The 17,139-nt window shown below is 30.1% G+C and carries 16 protein-coding genes and 1 pseudogene; 14 read left to right on the top strand and 3 right to left on the bottom strand.

Translation table 11 applies throughout. The features are described 5' to 3' along the window. Positions 1 to 133 precede the first annotated feature (133 nt). Complete coding sequence (locus AB6B24_RS03865) at positions 134 to 217, top strand: putative holin-like toxin (protein ID WP_143466232.1); 84 nt, start codon at positions 134 to 136, stop codon at positions 215 to 217. Positions 218 to 655: 438 nt separating this feature from the next. Beyond that, positions 656 to 1,705 carry a DUF4238 domain-containing protein gene (locus AB6B24_RS03860; protein ID WP_311803359.1) on the top strand — a complete coding sequence of 350 codons (1,050 nt, stop codon included), beginning with the start codon at positions 656 to 658 and terminating at the stop codon, positions 1,703 to 1,705. 147 nt (positions 1,706 to 1,852) lie between these two features. Here the strand turns inward: AB6B24_RS03860 and AB6B24_RS03855 are convergent, their stop codons facing one another. Further along, on the bottom strand, positions 1,853 to 3,799 hold the full coding sequence (locus AB6B24_RS03855; RefSeq protein ID WP_369164183.1) for an AAA family ATPase: 1,947 nt from the start codon (positions 3,797 to 3,799) through the stop codon (positions 1,853 to 1,855). A 576-nt stretch (positions 3,800 to 4,375) separates the two neighbouring features. On the opposite strand from AB6B24_RS03855, the pseudogene AB6B24_RS03850 reads away from it, so the two are divergent. Continuing rightward, positions 4,376 to 4,537 (top strand): annotated as a pseudogene (locus AB6B24_RS03850) (DNA polymerase); the annotation flags it as partial. 61 nt (positions 4,538 to 4,598) lie between these two features. Beyond that, complete coding sequence (locus tag AB6B24_RS03845) at positions 4,599 to 4,883, top strand: ASCH domain-containing protein (RefSeq protein ID WP_306471739.1); 285 nt, start codon at positions 4,599 to 4,601, stop codon at positions 4,881 to 4,883. A gap of 126 nt (positions 4,884 to 5,009) precedes the next feature. On the opposite strand, the gene AB6B24_RS03840 is transcribed toward AB6B24_RS03845, so the two are convergent. Then, positions 5,010 to 5,960, bottom strand: a complete 951-nt coding sequence (locus AB6B24_RS03840) for a hypothetical protein (protein ID WP_311803362.1) — start codon at positions 5,958 to 5,960, stop codon at positions 5,010 to 5,012. A 451-nt stretch (positions 5,961 to 6,411) separates the two neighbouring features. Here AB6B24_RS03840 and AB6B24_RS03835 point away from each other — a divergent pair, with 451 nt between their 5' ends. The 8 genes from AB6B24_RS03835 (at position 6,412) to AB6B24_RS03800 (ending at position 14,021) form a co-directional block, all read left to right on the top strand. After that, positions 6,412 to 6,618, top strand: a complete 207-nt coding sequence (locus tag AB6B24_RS03835; protein WP_311803363.1) for a pentapeptide repeat-containing protein — start codon at positions 6,412 to 6,414, stop codon at positions 6,616 to 6,618. A gap of 211 nt (positions 6,619 to 6,829) precedes the next feature. Beyond that, the gene (locus AB6B24_RS03830) at positions 6,830 to 8,281 is read left to right on the top strand and encodes a Y-family DNA polymerase (RefSeq protein ID WP_098403321.1); all 1,452 of its coding nucleotides are present in this window, start codon (positions 6,830 to 6,832) and stop codon (positions 8,279 to 8,281) included. Continuing rightward, entirely contained in the window at positions 8,278 to 8,670 is a 393-nt protein-coding gene (locus AB6B24_RS03825) for a hypothetical protein (protein WP_058208668.1), read from the top strand. The genes AB6B24_RS03830 and AB6B24_RS03825 overlap by 4 nt, the downstream gene beginning before the upstream one ends. Before the next feature lie 14 nt (positions 8,671 to 8,684). Beyond that, positions 8,685 to 9,710 carry a recombinase RecA gene (recA, locus tag AB6B24_RS03820; RefSeq protein WP_369164181.1) on the top strand — a complete coding sequence of 342 codons (1,026 nt, stop codon included), beginning with the start codon at positions 8,685 to 8,687 and terminating at the stop codon, positions 9,708 to 9,710. A gap of 533 nt (positions 9,711 to 10,243) precedes the next feature. Continuing rightward, positions 10,244 to 10,921 carry a response regulator transcription factor gene (locus tag AB6B24_RS03815; RefSeq protein WP_058208669.1) on the top strand — a complete coding sequence of 226 codons (678 nt, stop codon included), beginning with the start codon at positions 10,244 to 10,246 and terminating at the stop codon, positions 10,919 to 10,921. Beyond that, positions 10,906 to 12,315, top strand: coding sequence for a HAMP domain-containing sensor histidine kinase (locus AB6B24_RS03810; RefSeq protein WP_058208670.1), 1,410 nt, complete (start codon positions 10,906 to 10,908; stop codon positions 12,313 to 12,315). Before AB6B24_RS03815 ends, AB6B24_RS03810 begins: the two co-directional genes overlap by 16 nt. 126 nt (positions 12,316 to 12,441) lie before the next feature. Beyond that, the gene (locus AB6B24_RS03805; protein ID WP_047916780.1) at positions 12,442 to 12,678 is read left to right on the top strand and encodes a hypothetical protein; all 237 of its coding nucleotides are present in this window, start codon (positions 12,442 to 12,444) and stop codon (positions 12,676 to 12,678) included. A gap of 50 nt (positions 12,679 to 12,728) precedes the next feature. Continuing rightward, positions 12,729 to 14,021: a CHAP domain-containing protein gene (locus AB6B24_RS03800; RefSeq protein WP_058208010.1), complete on the top strand. Its 1,293-nt coding sequence runs from the start codon at positions 12,729 to 12,731 to the stop codon at positions 14,019 to 14,021. A gap of 52 nt (positions 14,022 to 14,073) precedes the next feature. Here the strand turns inward: AB6B24_RS03800 and AB6B24_RS03795 are convergent, their stop codons facing one another. Continuing rightward, positions 14,074 to 14,853, bottom strand: coding sequence for a MerR family DNA-binding transcriptional regulator (locus AB6B24_RS03795; RefSeq protein WP_058208011.1), 780 nt, complete (start codon positions 14,851 to 14,853; stop codon positions 14,074 to 14,076). An 88-nt stretch (positions 14,854 to 14,941) separates the two neighbouring features. Here AB6B24_RS03795 and AB6B24_RS03790 point away from each other — a divergent pair, with 88 nt between their 5' ends. Next, the gene (locus AB6B24_RS03790) at positions 14,942 to 16,831 is read left to right on the top strand and encodes a heavy metal translocating P-type ATPase (RefSeq protein ID WP_058208012.1); all 1,890 of its coding nucleotides are present in this window, start codon (positions 14,942 to 14,944) and stop codon (positions 16,829 to 16,831) included. A gap of 14 nt (positions 16,832 to 16,845) precedes the next feature. After that, positions 16,846 to 17,106, top strand: a complete 261-nt coding sequence (locus AB6B24_RS03785; protein ID WP_098403320.1) for a hypothetical protein — start codon at positions 16,846 to 16,848, stop codon at positions 17,104 to 17,106. The last annotated feature ends 33 nt before the right edge of the window (positions 17,107 to 17,139 follow it).

Genomic DNA, 17,139 nt, shown 5'->3' with positions numbered 1-17,139 from the left:
GATTGTAGGCTCTTTTTTTGTTATAATGATTGAGTAGAAGTTTAAATAGACGGTGGCTCTGAAAGGTCGGTGATGCTTATGAGAATAAGTTCAAAATCTGACAGAAAGGAGCGCTCTTATCGTGGATGTAGCCATGTTAGTTATCGCAGCTTGCGGTTTTCTAATCAGTTTGCTTACATTTATCGTTTTGTTAATCGAAAAGATAGCAAAAAAATAAGAACCGTCTTGACTTTGGCGAGTTTAACGGTTCTTAACTGAATATATTTGCCACCGACTTTTAATCGGCTACATTTGGACTTGTATTGAGCAAGTCCTTTTTATACTTATATTATATCACAAATCAAAATTTAGTAAAGATAATGTGTCACATAAAGAAATTCCATTATTACTTCAAAAAAATAATATTTTATAAGTAATGAGAGTTAAAAAAAGAAATATACAAATTTAAATAATCTGTGTCTTTTTTGATACAATTAATATGTATTAAAAATATAAATAAAGTACACTATGAACATTTTTGAAAATATCAAAGATTTAAAAGAAATTAAGAAAACAGTGAATATTTAAAGAGAATTCTATCATAAATTCTGCAAGATATTAGAAATAGAAGAAAGAAGAGAAATTGAAAGATTTGAAATAAAATTGGAGAAGATGAATGAGCGAAATAAAAAAAAATAGACACCATTATGTTCCTAAATTCTATTTGAAAAATTTTACAAATAATAATAAATATATTTGTACTTTTGTTGTTGAGAAAAATAAATATATAAGAAATGGCTCTATAAGAACGATGGCTCAATCTCACAATCTTTATGGGGATACTAATGAAGTTGAAGATAAGCTCTGTGAGATTGAAATGAAAGCTTCAAAAATTATAAAAGATATTATTCAAACTAAAACCTTACCTACTAAATTAAGTTTGGAGTTTTTGCAGTTAATGCAGTTTATTGTTATCAGTGATTTAAGAACTTTAAAACTAAATGAAATAGTGTCTGAACAACAAAAACGTCTGAAAGATTCAATCTTGAGCTCGATTAATGGTGATTTAGACAAACTTTCGAATCAAGTTAAAGAAATATTAAGATTCGATAAAAAAGAGAATAGTGTGCTCCTACTTTCAATGTCGTCTGGGTTACAATACAAACTTCATGATTTAGAAATGTGTCTTATTTCTCATAACTCTAGATCAAGAGAATTTATTACTACGGATGTTCCAATTAATAAAGATAATATATTTGCAAAAAGTTTAAACGGATACTCAGATGGGACTGGATTTAGCAATCTAGGTTTTGAGTTATTCTTTCCAATAACCCCAAAACTTTGTTTGTTTTTATATGATCCTAAAATATATGAGATTACTAACTCTAACAGTATGGATGTTAAAATTAATGATAAAGATATCGATAAAATTAATAAATATTTTTATTTAAATTCTAATTCCAATCTTTATTTTAGTGAAAAAATATCTGAGGATTATTTAAAGAAACATATTCTTAGTTATGAGAAACATAGCAAAAATAAGATATTAGAAGATTCGTTTAGAAAGCATACCAATTCAAAGGGGCAAGACTCACTCTATGAATTCAGGCTTGATTCATCACAGGGAAAGTTAATTTTGCCATTTATTAAAATGACAGAATATGCTAAAACTATTACTGTCAAACCAAGTGCCGGTTTTTATCAAAGAAGTAGTACGTTATTATAAGTATGCAAAATACTTTGAAAAATATATGTTAAAATTCTATATTTATTTTCTTTATATACTTTAAAAAAAAATTAAATAAAAGAAGGTTAAATATTAAAAGGGGAACAATTTAACTTTGTTCCCCTTTTAGTACGTATAAAAATTTCCTTAATCAGCCCAGTAACAAGTGAAGTGTTGTGATGCATTGAGCTTTTCAAAGATATATGAAAATATATCCTTTAGTTCATCTCTTGTTTTTCCAGAAATATCAATATCTGTTTCATAGCCCACGTGGGAGTTAACATTTAAACTTTTTATTAGAGCAATAATTAAGACTTTATCAACCGAGTCTTCAAACTCATTCTCAATTTCACTAGGTGAATTATTTTTAAAATTAAACCTATTATAAGTTTCTAATATTCTCCTCATATTATTCCACATAAAAGTGACTTTATTTTGTTCATATGCATATTTTAGTTCTTCCCATAACTCATCATAAATCGTCTTTATGTTCTCACTATCACATGATATTGTTAACATTGATGTTCTATTTTCAGTCTTTAAAAACTTAATGTATCTTTGCTCAGGATTTCTTGATTTTGAGGGATATTTTTTAGAGTGTGGTGTAACTTGCAAATAAATTTGCACACTTCGCTCAGCTCCATTTGTATCCAATAAACGGTATTGTCCTTTTTGACCATCAGGTGTATCAATATAGTCCAAAGAAAACGAGCGAGAACCTAACCCTCTTAAAAATTCATTAATTCTGCTTACTGTCGATAATTCTTTCGTCATATCTGCTATTAACTTCCTTTTCTCTTGTAACAGGCTATTTTTTTCACCTTTGAGACTGGAAATATCATTAGATAGTAGTTGATTATTTGATTCTAGCTTTACTAAAATTGCTTTTTCGCCAGTATAGTCAAAGTTATCAAGTGATATTTTGACTTCATGATATCGTATCATCTCATTAGCAATCTTTTGTTTTTGCTCTAAATTTTCAGCATACATCATATTTTTTTCATATAAATCATCATATTTTAGTTGAAAATCAGAGAGTGTTTGTGAAATTTCAACATTTACTTGATCGACTTTAATTATTGTCTTTCCTTTTTTTTCTTCTAATGCATTTTTTAAAATATTTAAGGATTTATTGTAACTTGATTTTATCTCTAGTATTTCGAAATTTAATTCTTGTATCAATTCCTTATACTCAGGATAATATTGCTTCTCATCTATAATGGAAATATCATTTATTGATTTCAAACAATTTTCAATATTATTAAGTCCGTCAGCTACTCTCCGATCCAACTTTTCAACTTCATCTGAAAAGTATCTATCTAATTGAACCCAACGATCTTTGGATATTACTGAACCACAAAACGAACAAGGCTCGTTATCTATATCCCTGTTATGAATCTTCATACCTAATTTTGCAAAATTTTGTTTTTCTATATTGTTTGTAAGTTCATTAATTATTCCACTTGGTAAGACAACTGTCTGTAATATTCCGTTTGTGGCTACTAAATATTTATCTAAATCAATTTTAGGAAAAGAGATTTTTGGGTTTATTATTATTTTATCAGCCTTAATTGTTTCTCTTAGTCTATTTATATCTCGCTCAGAGAGTATATTGGCGAGAGGGATATCAATTTTAAAATTTCGTTTATCATAACTTCTACCCAAAGACAATTTAGTAGAGATTTTACTTGCAGATGAAGTATAGAATGTTTCTATTTTTCTATTTTGAAGGTCATAGGAACTTTTTATTTTATTTTGCTTTTTAAACAAGTTTTCAATTCCAGCTTGAGGTTCACTAATTTCTTTATCTATTTCTTTTATTTTTTCATCAATCTCATCAATTTCTATTTGCTTATCAACATTTATTTCTCCAAGTGCTATAGCGTCTAGATAATTATTCTCTTTAATTATTCCTCTCCATCCATCAAAGACTCTTATATCATAAGTATCTGAATATTGCTCTCTTATCGCCTTAACAAGACTAGATTTACCAGTTCCATTTTTTCCATAAATAAAATTTTTTCTTTTTAAGTCCGATAATTCTGACTTAGAAAATACAAATGAATAATTGGATAAATTAATAGTGTTAATCATATATCTCCCCTTAAGTGATTAATTTTTTCATTCATAGTTGGATTGTTCTTAACCAACTTTTTAACCGTCAAATCATCAGCTTTATTATTAGCTAGTCATAGTTTGTTTTCGGAAGAAATGGGGGCATTTTATCTGATTCATATTTTAAACTAACTCCTAATCAAATTTATTTTCCTCCATTTTATCACAATGTTTTATGATTGAAAATAATTTCACAATAAAATAAGAGATTTCATTATTATTTTTTATTCTTTTCTCACCATAATTACTAAAAAATAACAAAAATTTTAAAAAGTTTATGCAATCAAAGAAATAAAGTTCGATTAAATTTACAAAAAGTGCTTAAAAAGAAGACCAACTCTTGGGTGAATATCACATGTAACTGTTTACTCACTTTATGTTTATATTATATAAAATCAATTCTTTTTTAGCATTACTAATTTCATATTTTGGATAATAAATATAATCGCTAAAATATTTTATCTGTTAAACGATTTTTTTATGTTAAATTTAATACAAATATAGAGTATAATATCATTTAAACAGATAATTTTATATTTTGTTAGGAGAAAGTATATGAATTTAACAAGGTGGAGTAATCATTTTGATTATGACCGTGAGACTAGCTTCGAGGATGTGAAGTCCAACTATGCCTCAATCGAATGTATTGGACATGGATTAAATCCAATGACCACCTCATTATGTGTCATGAGTCGAGCTGATAACTCAAATGGTATGCCCTATAAATATTAATGGGGATTGAATTATTCGATAATAACCTTACCTTAGGGAAGCATTTATTTTTGGAAATAGCATCGATAATATAACTGACCCAGAACTCGGATATGAACTAGCGGAGCTGGTTAGGACAGGTAAAAAATCTGCGACTACAAGCGCTTTGATTGAGTACGATATGTATAATGAACCTATCCCTACAGTAGATGGGAAATTTGATATTGTTCTAAATAGTAAATGTGAGCCGGTAGCTATTTTAACAAACAGTAAAGTCTATCAGACAACCTTTGATAAAGTTGCCGAACGTGCCTTAAAAGAGGGTGAAGGTGATTTGAGTCTAAGTTATTAGCGGCAAGCTCATGAGAGATTTTTTAAAGCACATAATGTTTTTAAACCCGATATGCCAGTTATTTGTGAAGAATACGAACTTCTATACAAAAATTGTATTTAAAAATCAAGTTATATTCTACACAAATCACTTCTTCAATTTATCGAACATGTTTTCTATGTTAACTTTAGTACTAATACTTAGTTGACCAGAAGTTATATATTCATTCATTAAATCTGAGTATACTAATTGAGCTTGATTATTACCCAATGGTTTTAAAAGTACCTTTTCTTCATAAAGATTGAAATAAAGATAGCTTTTATTGAACTTACTAAGATGGTTCAGAGTACTTAGGACGGCTGAATAACAATCAAGACATTCGAATAAAGTAGGAGTATTATCCTCAGAAGTATGTATTAATTTATTTCTTTTTTCAACATACTTTTGGACCTTTTTTCTTAACTCCTTAGGAAAGTCATCTTGAAAATAATCATAAAATATCGAACCTAGTAATTTTGGAATTGATGGCGATTGTAAATTATCCAGGATAATACTTAAATCAGGTTTTGTTTCTTTATAGAACTCTTTAACACCAAATTCACATGCAGTCATTATTGAGATAAATTGCTGCCTACGATCAGAGATGTTTTTACTTTTTTTTAGCAATATATATGAAAGGGGTAATCTATCAAAACCATACATGTACTCAACCAAATTCTTTGAGTCATCTTCCGACAGTTTTTTTTGATAATCAATGAATGCAATGTTTGAACTCAGTTCAAAAACTAGTCTTACCCAATTTCCTTGATTATCTTCACTGTATATTATTTCTTCATAATCATCTCTACAATTAAGAATGCTAACATCTGTAACTGCTATCAAAAAATTTTTTAAACGGTTAACCATTTCAAAAATTTTAGTAAAATCATCTAACTGTATTTTTGTTTGAAAAAAAATAGATATTCCACTATTTCTAAGCATAATTTTTTCGACAGTAATCTGTTTATCAGCGCTTTTTTCCTTATTATTAATTTTTAAGTCTTGTGAAATTAATCCAGTATTTTTTTTAAAATTTAAACAAACTTTATACTTAAACATATAACTCCTTCTCAAGTAAGTCACTTTTATGACTTCATTTTTAAGTATAACTGTTAAATCAGGGTTATGTCAATAATTATATTATCCAACATAAAAATTTAACTTTAGTTATAATGCTGTTTTAATATTAAATTAGGTCGTGGAATCTTTAGCGTTAAATAGTAATTGGCAAGTCATCAACCTATATTTGAAACACTTAAACATATAACTAGAGAATCACTTCAATCTTATGATGTTAACTAATATACATAATCAAAAAAATGCTTGATAGGCAGTTTTTTGATTTTATTAAGATTTTATGAGATTATATTGTTAATAAAAATTTCGAGGTGTACTAATAATATGAATAATATGAAAAAAACAATCATTTTCATTGATACGAATGTTTTACTCTCATTATATGATATCGGTTCAGATAATCTACAAAAATTTGAGGAGTTATTATGACGTTATGTCAAGTTTTATAGTTGCAGAACTACCTCATGCTAATTTTACTGGGGCTGAGTTAATTAATGCTGATTTAACTGGAGCTGATTTAAGTGGAGCTGATTTAACTGATGCTGTTTTAATTGATACTGTTTTAATTGATACTGTTTTAATTGATACTGTTTTAACTGGCACTATTTTAGCTGGTACAGATTTAACCGAAAACTCATGATAAGAATTGTGCAGTTTATAAAATATAAATATTCTAAAAAAGGAGTAATCATTTTGATTACTTCTTTTGCATATATAATTATTTCTCAAACACATTTTACTATTTTTTCTGATATTTTTTGTTGATAATTTCAAATAAAAAGCGTATAATATCATTTAAAACGATATTTTGTATTAAATATACTGATTGTAGTAATTGAACAGAGGAGGAGATGACTTTTTTGATTGAATATGACCGTGAACCTAGACGTGCGATTTTCTTTGAAGATGTGAAATCCAACTATGCCTCTATCGAATGTATTGAACGTGGCTTAAATCCTATGACCACCTCATTATGTGTCATGAGTCGAGCTGATAACTCAAATGGTTTGATACTTGCTGCAAGCCCAACATTTAAAAAGGCCTTTGGAATGTCAAATGTAAGTCATTCTAAGGAATTGCCTTTCCTACCAGATACTAGAAAATTCAATTATCGTTTATGGTATCAAAAGCATACTGACATCTTTGGTCAAACGGTCGAACCTGACCCAAAATATATTGCTGAAGTGGAACGTTGGGCTGCTCAAACATACATTGTACCGCCTCAAATGTTGCTTTATATCAAAAAAAATCTTGAAGTTATTAATGTTTTGAGGGAAATTACCTCAATTGATGAAATTCATGCTTATTCTATCGATGAATCTTGCCTTGATGTCACAGAATCATTAGATTTTTTCTTTCCTGAAATTACTGACAAATACGAACAAATGGGTAAATTAGCTCAATTACTGCAGCGTAAAATTTATCATCAAACTGGGTTATACGTGACAATTGGGATGGGGGATAATCCACTCCTTGCAAAACTTGCAATGGATAACTATGCTAAACATAATTCAAATATGAGAGCGTTGATTCGTTATGAAGATGTTCCTACTAAGATATGGTCAATAGCTGATATGACTGACTTTTGGGGGATTAATGTTAGGACTGAAGCACGTTTAAATAAGTTAGGCATTCATTCTATCAAAGAGTTGGCTCATTCTGACCCTGATATGTTAAAACGTGAGATGGGGGTAATTGGCTTACAACAATTTTTCCATGCGAACGGTATTGACGAAACACGGTTGACAGATCACTATAAAAGAAAATCTGTCAGTTACTCGAACTCTCAAACCTTACCTAGAGACTATACTCGTAAAGGCGAGATAGGTTTGATTGTAACTGAAATGGCTGAACAAATCGCTGTTAGGTTGAGAAAATCAAAGAAAAAAGCAACAAATTTCTCGCTCTTTGTTGGGTTTTCTAACATAGATTATAAAAAATCTATCTCAGTCTCACGTAAAATTGAAGCCACAAGTTCAACTAAAGACCTGCAAGAGATTGCTACCAGACTCTTTAATGAGAAATACGATGAAGGGGCAGTTAGACGGATTGGTGTAAGTGCCAATAATCTGATAGACGAACCCTATCAACTTATTTCTCTCTTTGATTCTGATGAAAAAAATAGTGAAACAATCAGACAAAAGAAAGACGAGGCTGTTCAAGAAGCTCTTGATTCAATACGTCAAAAATATCATTTTGTATCTGTTCAAAAAGCAACGGTACTAAAGAAAGGTTCACGTGCGGTTGCTCGAAGTAAAATGGTTGGTGGACACTCTGCAGGAGGATTGGAGGGATTAAATTGAGTCGTGTTGATCGTTCATATAGTAAATATGAGTCTATTCGGACTTATGAAGACCGTGGGAAAATGAAGTGGAACCCGTTTGCGACTGCAGAACTTGCATCAGCACATCGAGATTACCGTTCTGATTTTAATTTTGAAGAGCCTGGTTTTTCTTTAGAACAAGATGATAAGATGACGATGCTCTCTTTTGCAAAATCTCTGCAGTTAGAGATTACCATAGAATATCAATCTGAGAAGACAAATAAAAAGGTAACAGGAATTGTTCTTGATTGGAAAGATAAAACAGGAATTATTTTCAAAAAACAAGATGGCCATTATCAAGAAATTGATTTGGAGTGCATTATCAAATTAACTGATAAGGAGTATTTTGACCCTTATCTCAAACAATAATGAAAGGAAAACTCATGGAACAGCCCGATTATGCTTCGAGAAGAGTACATAAAATAACTGACCCTGAAGAAAAGAAATTGGCGATCCTTAAAGCCACAGAATCAATTGAGAAAAGATTTGGCTCAAATACGATCTTAGATGATGAAGGAAAGGCAGCCCAACATGTTCAGGCGCTTCCTACTGGCATTCTGTCGTTAGATTGTGCGATTGGCATTGGTGGTTATCCAAAAGGACGCCTCATAGAGCTTTTCGGGGCTGAATCTTCAGGTAAAACGACTGTTGCACTTCAGGCCGTAGCTGAAACTCAGAAATCTGGTGGATATGTCGCGTATATTGATGCTGAAAATTCACTTGATATTGAGTATGCCGAAAATCTAGGGGTAAAAGCCGAAAGCCTTATCTTTGCACAACCAGATACAGGCGAAGAAGCCTTTTATATGATTAATGAATTTGTCAAAACAGGCGCTTTTGATTTAATTATTGTTGATTCGGTTGCCGCTCTGACGCCTGCGTCAGAAATAGATGGGGTGAGTATTCCAGGTCAGCAAGCTAAAATGATGTCAGAACAGCTCTCTAAGCTCGTTTCAAAAGTCAATCAGACAAAGACAGTCATTATCTTTATCAATCAAGTTCGTTCAACCATGAGTGGACTATTCTTAAATAAAGAAACTCCCCCAGGAGGGTCAGCATTAAAATTTTATTCCTCTGTGCGAATTGAAGTTAAATCAGGAGAAAAAATCAAAGATGGCATTGATACTATCGGTAAGAAAACAACCCTTCATACCGTTAAGAATAAAGTGTCAGCACCATATAAGAAGCCAACTGTTATTAATGTCTTTGGCGATGGATTTTCTCAAGAAATAGATGTGGTCACTCTAGCAATTCAAATGGGTGTGGTTAAGAAAATGAATGAGTGGTACTCGTTCAACGGTCAAAAGTTAGGTCGTGGAATCTTTAGCGTTAAGGAGTACTTGGCAAGTCATCACTCTGCTTTCGAGACACTAAAAACTGTAACCAAAGAGGCATTAAGATTTGATTGATAATAAAAAGATAGCGGAATTAGTGATAAAGTTCAATTGCAAAAAAATAAATATTCTTCTTTGTCTTTTGAGTTTATTGTGTTAAAAATGAAGGATACTATTTTTTAGGAGGCGGTTATGGAAGATTTCGTTTTTTTTTGCCAGGAATGCTTCAAAAAAATTGAAATTTTTATACTTTATTAATTTTTAGAGCGTAATTGAGCATGTATATATTTGTTGCTCTCCCATAGCATAAGCAATTTAGTTCTGTAACAAAGTTTACAGAACATTCTATTTTATTGATTGAGGCTATAAGAAATATGAATTATACTATTTTTGTATTAGTTAAGCTTTTTATGATAAATCTTCTTATTTATTATTTATTAAGACAGTTTACAGAATAAATACCTATAAAAATAAACTCCTTATATATGATATAATCTAATTAATATTTAGAAATAAAATATTTTTGAGAGAAAAAAGTAAATATCAATTTAATTAATGTACCTGCAGATATTTAATAGAATCAGAAGTAAGAGTATAAGGAGAAAAACATGGCAAATATTCTTTTAGTGGATGATGAAGAACGAATGTTAAACTTATTATCATTATACCTAACGGGTGATGGTCATAAGTGTGAGAAAGAGACCTCTAGTGTTAAAGCGATTGAAAAAGTCTATGAAAATAGTTATGATTTGGTTATTCTAGACGTGATGATGCCTGATTATGACGGGTGGGAGGTTTGTAGACGTATTCGAGAATTTAGTAAAATCCCTATAGTAATGTTGACAGCAAAAACAGAGTATTCAGATATAAGTTTTGGTTTAAATAATGGAGCTGATGAATATATTATAAAACCTTTTGATGAGAGTGTGCTACTAGCTCGTATCAACGCTCTATTGAGAAGGACTACAATAGCCGAAGAACCAATTATTGAATTTAAAAAACTCGTTCTAGATGAAAAACGTTTTTTAGTATACTATCAAGAAAAAAATATCATAGTTACTAAGATTGAATTTGATTTATTAAGGGTGTTTTTATACAATTTAGAAACAATTTTTAACAGGGAAAAATTAATCGAAATGGTATGGGGATATACCTCTGATGTAGATAGTAGAACAGTTGATTCACATATAAGAAATTTGAGAAATAAATTGAAAGAAGCTGGATTTCAAGTTGATAATTATCTTAAAAGTGTGTATGGGGTAGGATATAAGTGGTTACAAAACTAAAGCCCAAAATAAAAAATAATAAGCTTTCTGTTAAGATGGCATTTACTTTTTTTTCAGTAATTTTCATAATAGAAATAACTTTATTCGTTATACTATATTTCGTAGTGATAAATTCAATGGTAAGTCAAGAAATAAACAATCTTTTGTATAGAGGCGATGGATATGCAAGAATGATGCAAGGAGATTTTACAGAAAAGAATATTAATAATGCTATAAATACAGGGATTGACGACCATAGTGCTATGGTCATTGAAAATAATATTAAACAAATAATAAAGTCTTCCCGTAAAATTGATAATGAGATGCTGAAACATATCTCCGAATTACAAAATAACGCTCGCAATGTAAGTGAGTCTTTGGATTTCCATTGGGTAGGAGATAAATACGCTGCTACAAGCAGTCCAATTTTTGATAAAAATAAAAAAATTGGGACAATTTATATGTTTCTTGATAGGTCATATATTCAGCAATTGGTATTCAATTTCTCAAAAGTTTTTATATTAATAGTACTATTGAGTTCATTGATTACAATACTACTTCTAGTATACTTATCTAAAGTAATAACAAGACCACTTATCAAAATTAAAGAAGGAACTGAAAAAATAACTCAAGGAAATTATTCATTGAGCTTAGATATAAATACACATGATGAGTTACATGATTTAGCCCGCTCAATCGAGGAACTTTCAACAAAATTAAATCTAGTAAAAAAAGAAAGAAATGAATTTTTGGCTTCCATTGCTCATGAGCTAAGGACACCTTTAACCTTTATTAGAGGGTACGCCGATATTTTAAAAAGACCAACAATTACAAGTGTTGAAAGATTAGAGTATATTACAATTATTCAAGAAGAAACAGACAGATTAACTCAACTTCTTGAAAATCTTATGATGTTGGCTCAGCTAGAAGAGCATGAGTTTAAAATAAATAAAATAGAAGTCAACTTAAAACCATTTATAGAAAATGTAATAAAAAAATCCTCAACATTTGTTTCTCAAAAAAATATATCGTTGGAGTTAAAAGGTATTGGAAATATATCAGCAATTTTTGACCCGACAAGAATGGAACAAGTGCTAATCAACCTCTTAATGAATGCATTTAAGTATTCTAAAGAAAATTCTAAGATTATTTTAGAAGTAAAGCAAAATGAAAATTTTATTACATTCATTGTTAAAGATGAGGGTGAGGGAATATCTGAACATGAACTAAAACATATTTTTGATCATTTTTATAGAATAGATAAATCCCGCACAAGAAAAAGTGGCGGGGTAGGACTAGGGTTGGCAATCGTTAAGCAAATAACAGAATTACATAAGGGAAGAGTCTTCGTAAACAGTAAATTAAATAGTGGGACAGAAATACAGATAATAATACCAAGTAAAAAAACACATTGAAACATCATTATGTGTTTTTTTTCTGCATTTTTTCTGCACATTATTTTTTTATAATAGTTTCTATAGAACTTCTCATTTAGAAGTTTTCATTAATTATAATATATCTTACATCTAAAGGTAAAACACATGTCAGTTACAAAATTATTAGCAAAAATAGATGGTATAAGTCTTTTTACTGGAAACATAATTCCCAGTAAGAAATTATTAGAGGTTGAAGGTATAATAAAGACTGCCTTACTGAATGATGATATATTAGAAATAATATATGAATCAGATATTTTAAAACTTTATAGGATAAATGAGTCTTTAAGAGAAATTGATTTGAGAGTTAGTTATTACTTTAATAATAAAAAAATGTATTAAGTTTATTTATAGTACTTATAATACAAAAAATATAATTGGAGAAAATTATTTTGAATAAAAAATTCACATCATTATTATTGTTATCTTCAGTAATTCTTATTACAACTGCAGATAAAATAAGAGCAAAAGCTGATACAACTGATAGCTCTATAGAACAACAAGAAAACATAATCAATGAAGCACAATCTGCAAAGGATAAATCTTTATCGGATATTTCTTTGCTTCAATCAAAAATTGATAGTATACGTGTAGAAAAAAATAAAACGGAACAAAAAATTTCTGAAATTAAAAAACAAGCACAAAATTTAAATAATAAAATTGAGGAGCTTTCGAAAAACATCGAAAAAAGAACAGATGTATTAGAATCTCAGGCTCGTAGTGCCCAAGTTAACAGTAATGCAACTAGCTATGTTGATACTATTGTGAATTCAAAGTCACTTTCAGATATTATTCAAAGATTATCAGCTATGGCAACTATTTCTAGTGCAAATAAAAGTATGCTTAATTTACAAATTAAAGAGCAAAAAGATTTGAATAACAAATCGGATGAGGTCAAAAAGAATTATATTGAATACGATAATTTAGTGAAAAATCAAGCTTTACAAGAAAAAGACTTAACCTCTCAGGAGAAGCAGTTAAAAGTTGCATCACTTAATTATCAAAGCACGATTGAAACTGCTCAGGATAAAAAAGAAAATTTACTAAAACAAAAAAGTACTGCTGAAAAGGAAGCAAAAATAGCTCAAGCTGAAAAAGAAAAAGTAGCTTCTGCCCAAAAATCGGCAAAAGAAGCTTATACGAGTAGTAGTATTGTAGCAAATATCCCAAGTAGTTCAGTCGAAAAGTCTTCATCAGCCAAAAAAGAGAATACTATTACTAGTTCTAATATTGGAACAACTGTAGAACAAGGTATGAGTACCAGTTCAAATAATGATACTAATAGCTCGACTTCTGGCACAGGTAATCCTAATTATAATCCTTATGCAGGCGGAGGCTGTACTGATTTTGTTTGGCAGTACTTTGCCGCTAAAGGAATATATATAGCAAATATAGTAAATGGTAATGGGGGTTATTGGGGAACGAATGGTGTGAGTCAAGGAGTCTTGCGTCGAACAAATTTAGCTCCAGGAGTTATTGCTTCAGGATTTACCGACCACTTTACAGGATACGGAACGTCTACTACAGCTCGAACCTCACCATATGGTCATGTGGCAGTAGTAACTGGAGTGAACCCAGATGGAACATTTAACGTTCAAGAAGCTGGATATGGTGGGACATTTCCTTGGGGAAATGTTAGAACAAATATTAGTCCAGAAAATGTTGTATTCCTACTCCCAAATTAAAAAATACAATACTAGATACATATCTAGTATTGTATTTTTAGATAACTGCGAATTAATTTAATAATATTCTTAATTCCAGATGTGGCGTTGAAAAGTTGTACGGATTTTCGTAAGTTTCCAGAATTAATATAGAATTTTGCTTAAGTTTTTTTAGTCTAATTAATTTATCCGTTATCTTATCAGGTTCAATATGTTGTGCTTGAACACAGACATGATCAATATGCAAAATTTTTATATTTTTTAAATTTGATGAGTGGCCCCGAACTTTTAAGGCAAGAAATGTATCGTAGTTACCACACTGGAGTGAATAATAACACCCGATTCGGTTAAAAAATTCTATTTCTAAATCCTTCAACATTGAGATAGTTTTATTAATTGTATCATAGTACTTATTTGAAAAAAATACATCATCAAAAGGTATCAAGATAAAATCCTCATGAATTTGCTCTAAATCAACATTAATTGACGAGTCTAGTTTTTGAGATAAGCTGATTTCATTTTGCATATATTCTAAAAATTGCTTATCCTCTTTTAATTGCTTTTCTTTTAAATCTAATATGTTACTTGCTTTTCTAATGATGTCAATCAAGTTGATCTCAGTTTCTGACTTAATAAAGTCGTTAAAAGTCCTTAAAGGAATTCCATAATCAGCACATAATTTTATAATTTTCACATATGGAATATGTGCATGAGAGTAATAGCGGTAACCATTAATAGTATCAATAAATGCTGGATGTAAAATGCCGATTGACTCATAATATCTTAAAGCCTTGATATGTATACCGGAATAGCTGCTTAGTTTTCCTATAGTCAAATAATTTTTATTTTCCATTCTTCCTCCTTGACCTTACTGTAAAGGTATAGTTTATAATGTCAGTATAACATAAAAAAATTTAAATCATTTAAAAGAGGTATCTAATATGAAAAGTTTAATTACAGCTCTAAAAGAAAAAAGAGCATTACGTTTATATTTTATCGGAATAATAATTTTTATCATCGGATTATTACTTCCAATATCAAGTACAGGAAGAGTTTTAATTAGTATACTAGCAACTGTTTTATCGGGTTATCATGTGATGCTTGAGGGGATAGACGATACCATAAAAGAGACAGTCAAAAAGAAAAGATTTACTCCTAATACGCATATTTTAATGACACTTGCCGCATTAGGTGCAATTTTCTTAGGAGAAGCCGTCGAGGCTGCTCTACTAATCTTTATATTCGCAGGGGCACACTTTCTTGAAGAATATGTTGAGGGAAAAAGTAAACGGGAAATTACTAAACTAATTGAATTAAATCCTACGGAAGCTCGTTTAATTAATAATGAAGGAAACATAGAAGTAGTTTCGATTGATAAATTAAAAATAGGAGATAGACTTCAAGTTTTAAATGGAGCTCAAGTTCCAACTGATGGTATCATACTTAATGGTTCAACAAGCATTGATGAGTCAACCATAAATGGTGAAAGTATTCCTCGAGAAAAAAATATTGGTGATATTGTTTTTGGTTCAACCATCAATGGTACAGGTACATTCACTATGAGAGTATCCAAGGATAGCAAGGATACAGTATTTTCCAAAATATTAACTATGGTTGAAGAGTCACAAAATAACCTTTCACCAACTGCCGATTTCATAAAACGTTTTGAACCATACTATGTCAACGGAGTATTAGTAATATTTTTAGTTTTACTTATATTTTCTCCAATGTTTTTAGGCTGGACATTAACGGAAACAATTTCAAGAAGTTTAGTCTTTCTAGTCTCTGCTTCACCATGTGCATTAGCTGTTGCTGCAATTCCTGCAACATTAGCTGGAATATCATCTTTAGCAAAACAAGGAATACTATTTAAAGGTGGTAATTTTCTTTCAAATTTAATTAATTTAAAAGCTGTAGCTTTTGATAAAACAGGAACATTGACAGAAGGGAAACCAAAAGTAGTAGATTTCTATTTTAATCCCGAACTTGATGGCGAATCCTTTAGAAATACTTTAGTAGCAATGGAAAAGCAAAGTAATCACCCATTAGCAAATGCTATAGTTAATAAATTTGAAACTCAAAAAGTTGACTACGATATAAAAGTTAAAAATGAACTTGGGACAGGATTGAGTGCAACCTATCAAGGAGAAAATTATCGAATTGCTAAACCAAGTGCTTTTAAAATGGTAAGTCAAGAATGGATTGAAAAACAGGAAAACTTTGAAAATGAAGGAAAAACGGTGGTATTTATTGCTGCTAACGATAAAGTCGAAGGTTTAATAGCAATTCAAGATACTCCTCAAAAGACCGCAATTTCCGCAATTCAATATTTAAATAAGAACCAAATAAAAACTATTATGTTAACTGGTGATGCAGTATTAACAGGAAAGGCAATTGGAAAACAGTTAGGCGTAAGAGATGTGCAGGCAAATGTAATGCCTGATGAAAAGGCAAAAATAATAAATGAAAATAAAGAAAAATATGGTCCAACCGCGATGGTCGGAGATGGTGTGAATGATGCACCAGCACTTGCTGTTGCAGATATAGGTATTGCGATGGGAGATGGCACAGATGTAGCTATAGAAACTGCTGATATAGTATTAATGAAAAATGATCTCGGGAATTTTGTGAGTGCACATAAAACTTCTAAAAGATTAAAAAAAATTGTAACTCAAAATATAATATTTGCTTTATTAGTTGTTATATTTTTAGTGTATATTAGTCTATGGAAAAATGCCTCTGTGGTATTAAGCATAACATTGCATGAGGGAAGTACGTTGGTTGTTCTGCTTAATTCATTAAGATTATTATTGCCAAATAAAAAGGTATAGAAGGGAAATTAGCAATGTTTAAAAATATATTTCAAAACTTAACTGGACAAGCACAAGATATTTTGGGACAAATAACCGAAAATATCCCTGAACAAATTCAAAACGCTGCAGGAGGTATAACCGAAAATATCCCTGAACAAATTCAAAACGTTGCAGGAGGTATAACCGAAAATATCCCTGAACAAATTCAAAACGTTGCAGGAGGTATAACCGAAAATATCCCTGAACAAATTCAAAATATATCAGATAACTTTACGAAATATTTGGGGTTATAAAAAAATTTCTTAATATAAAAAAGTGCTTAAATT

Origin of the sequence: Lactococcus sp. AK05 (assembly GCF_041026685.1) — a bacterium.
GTDB lineage: Bacteria > Bacillota > Bacilli > Lactobacillales > Streptococcaceae > Lactococcus > Lactococcus lactis.
This window is presented reverse-complemented; position numbering and strand designations above follow the sequence as displayed.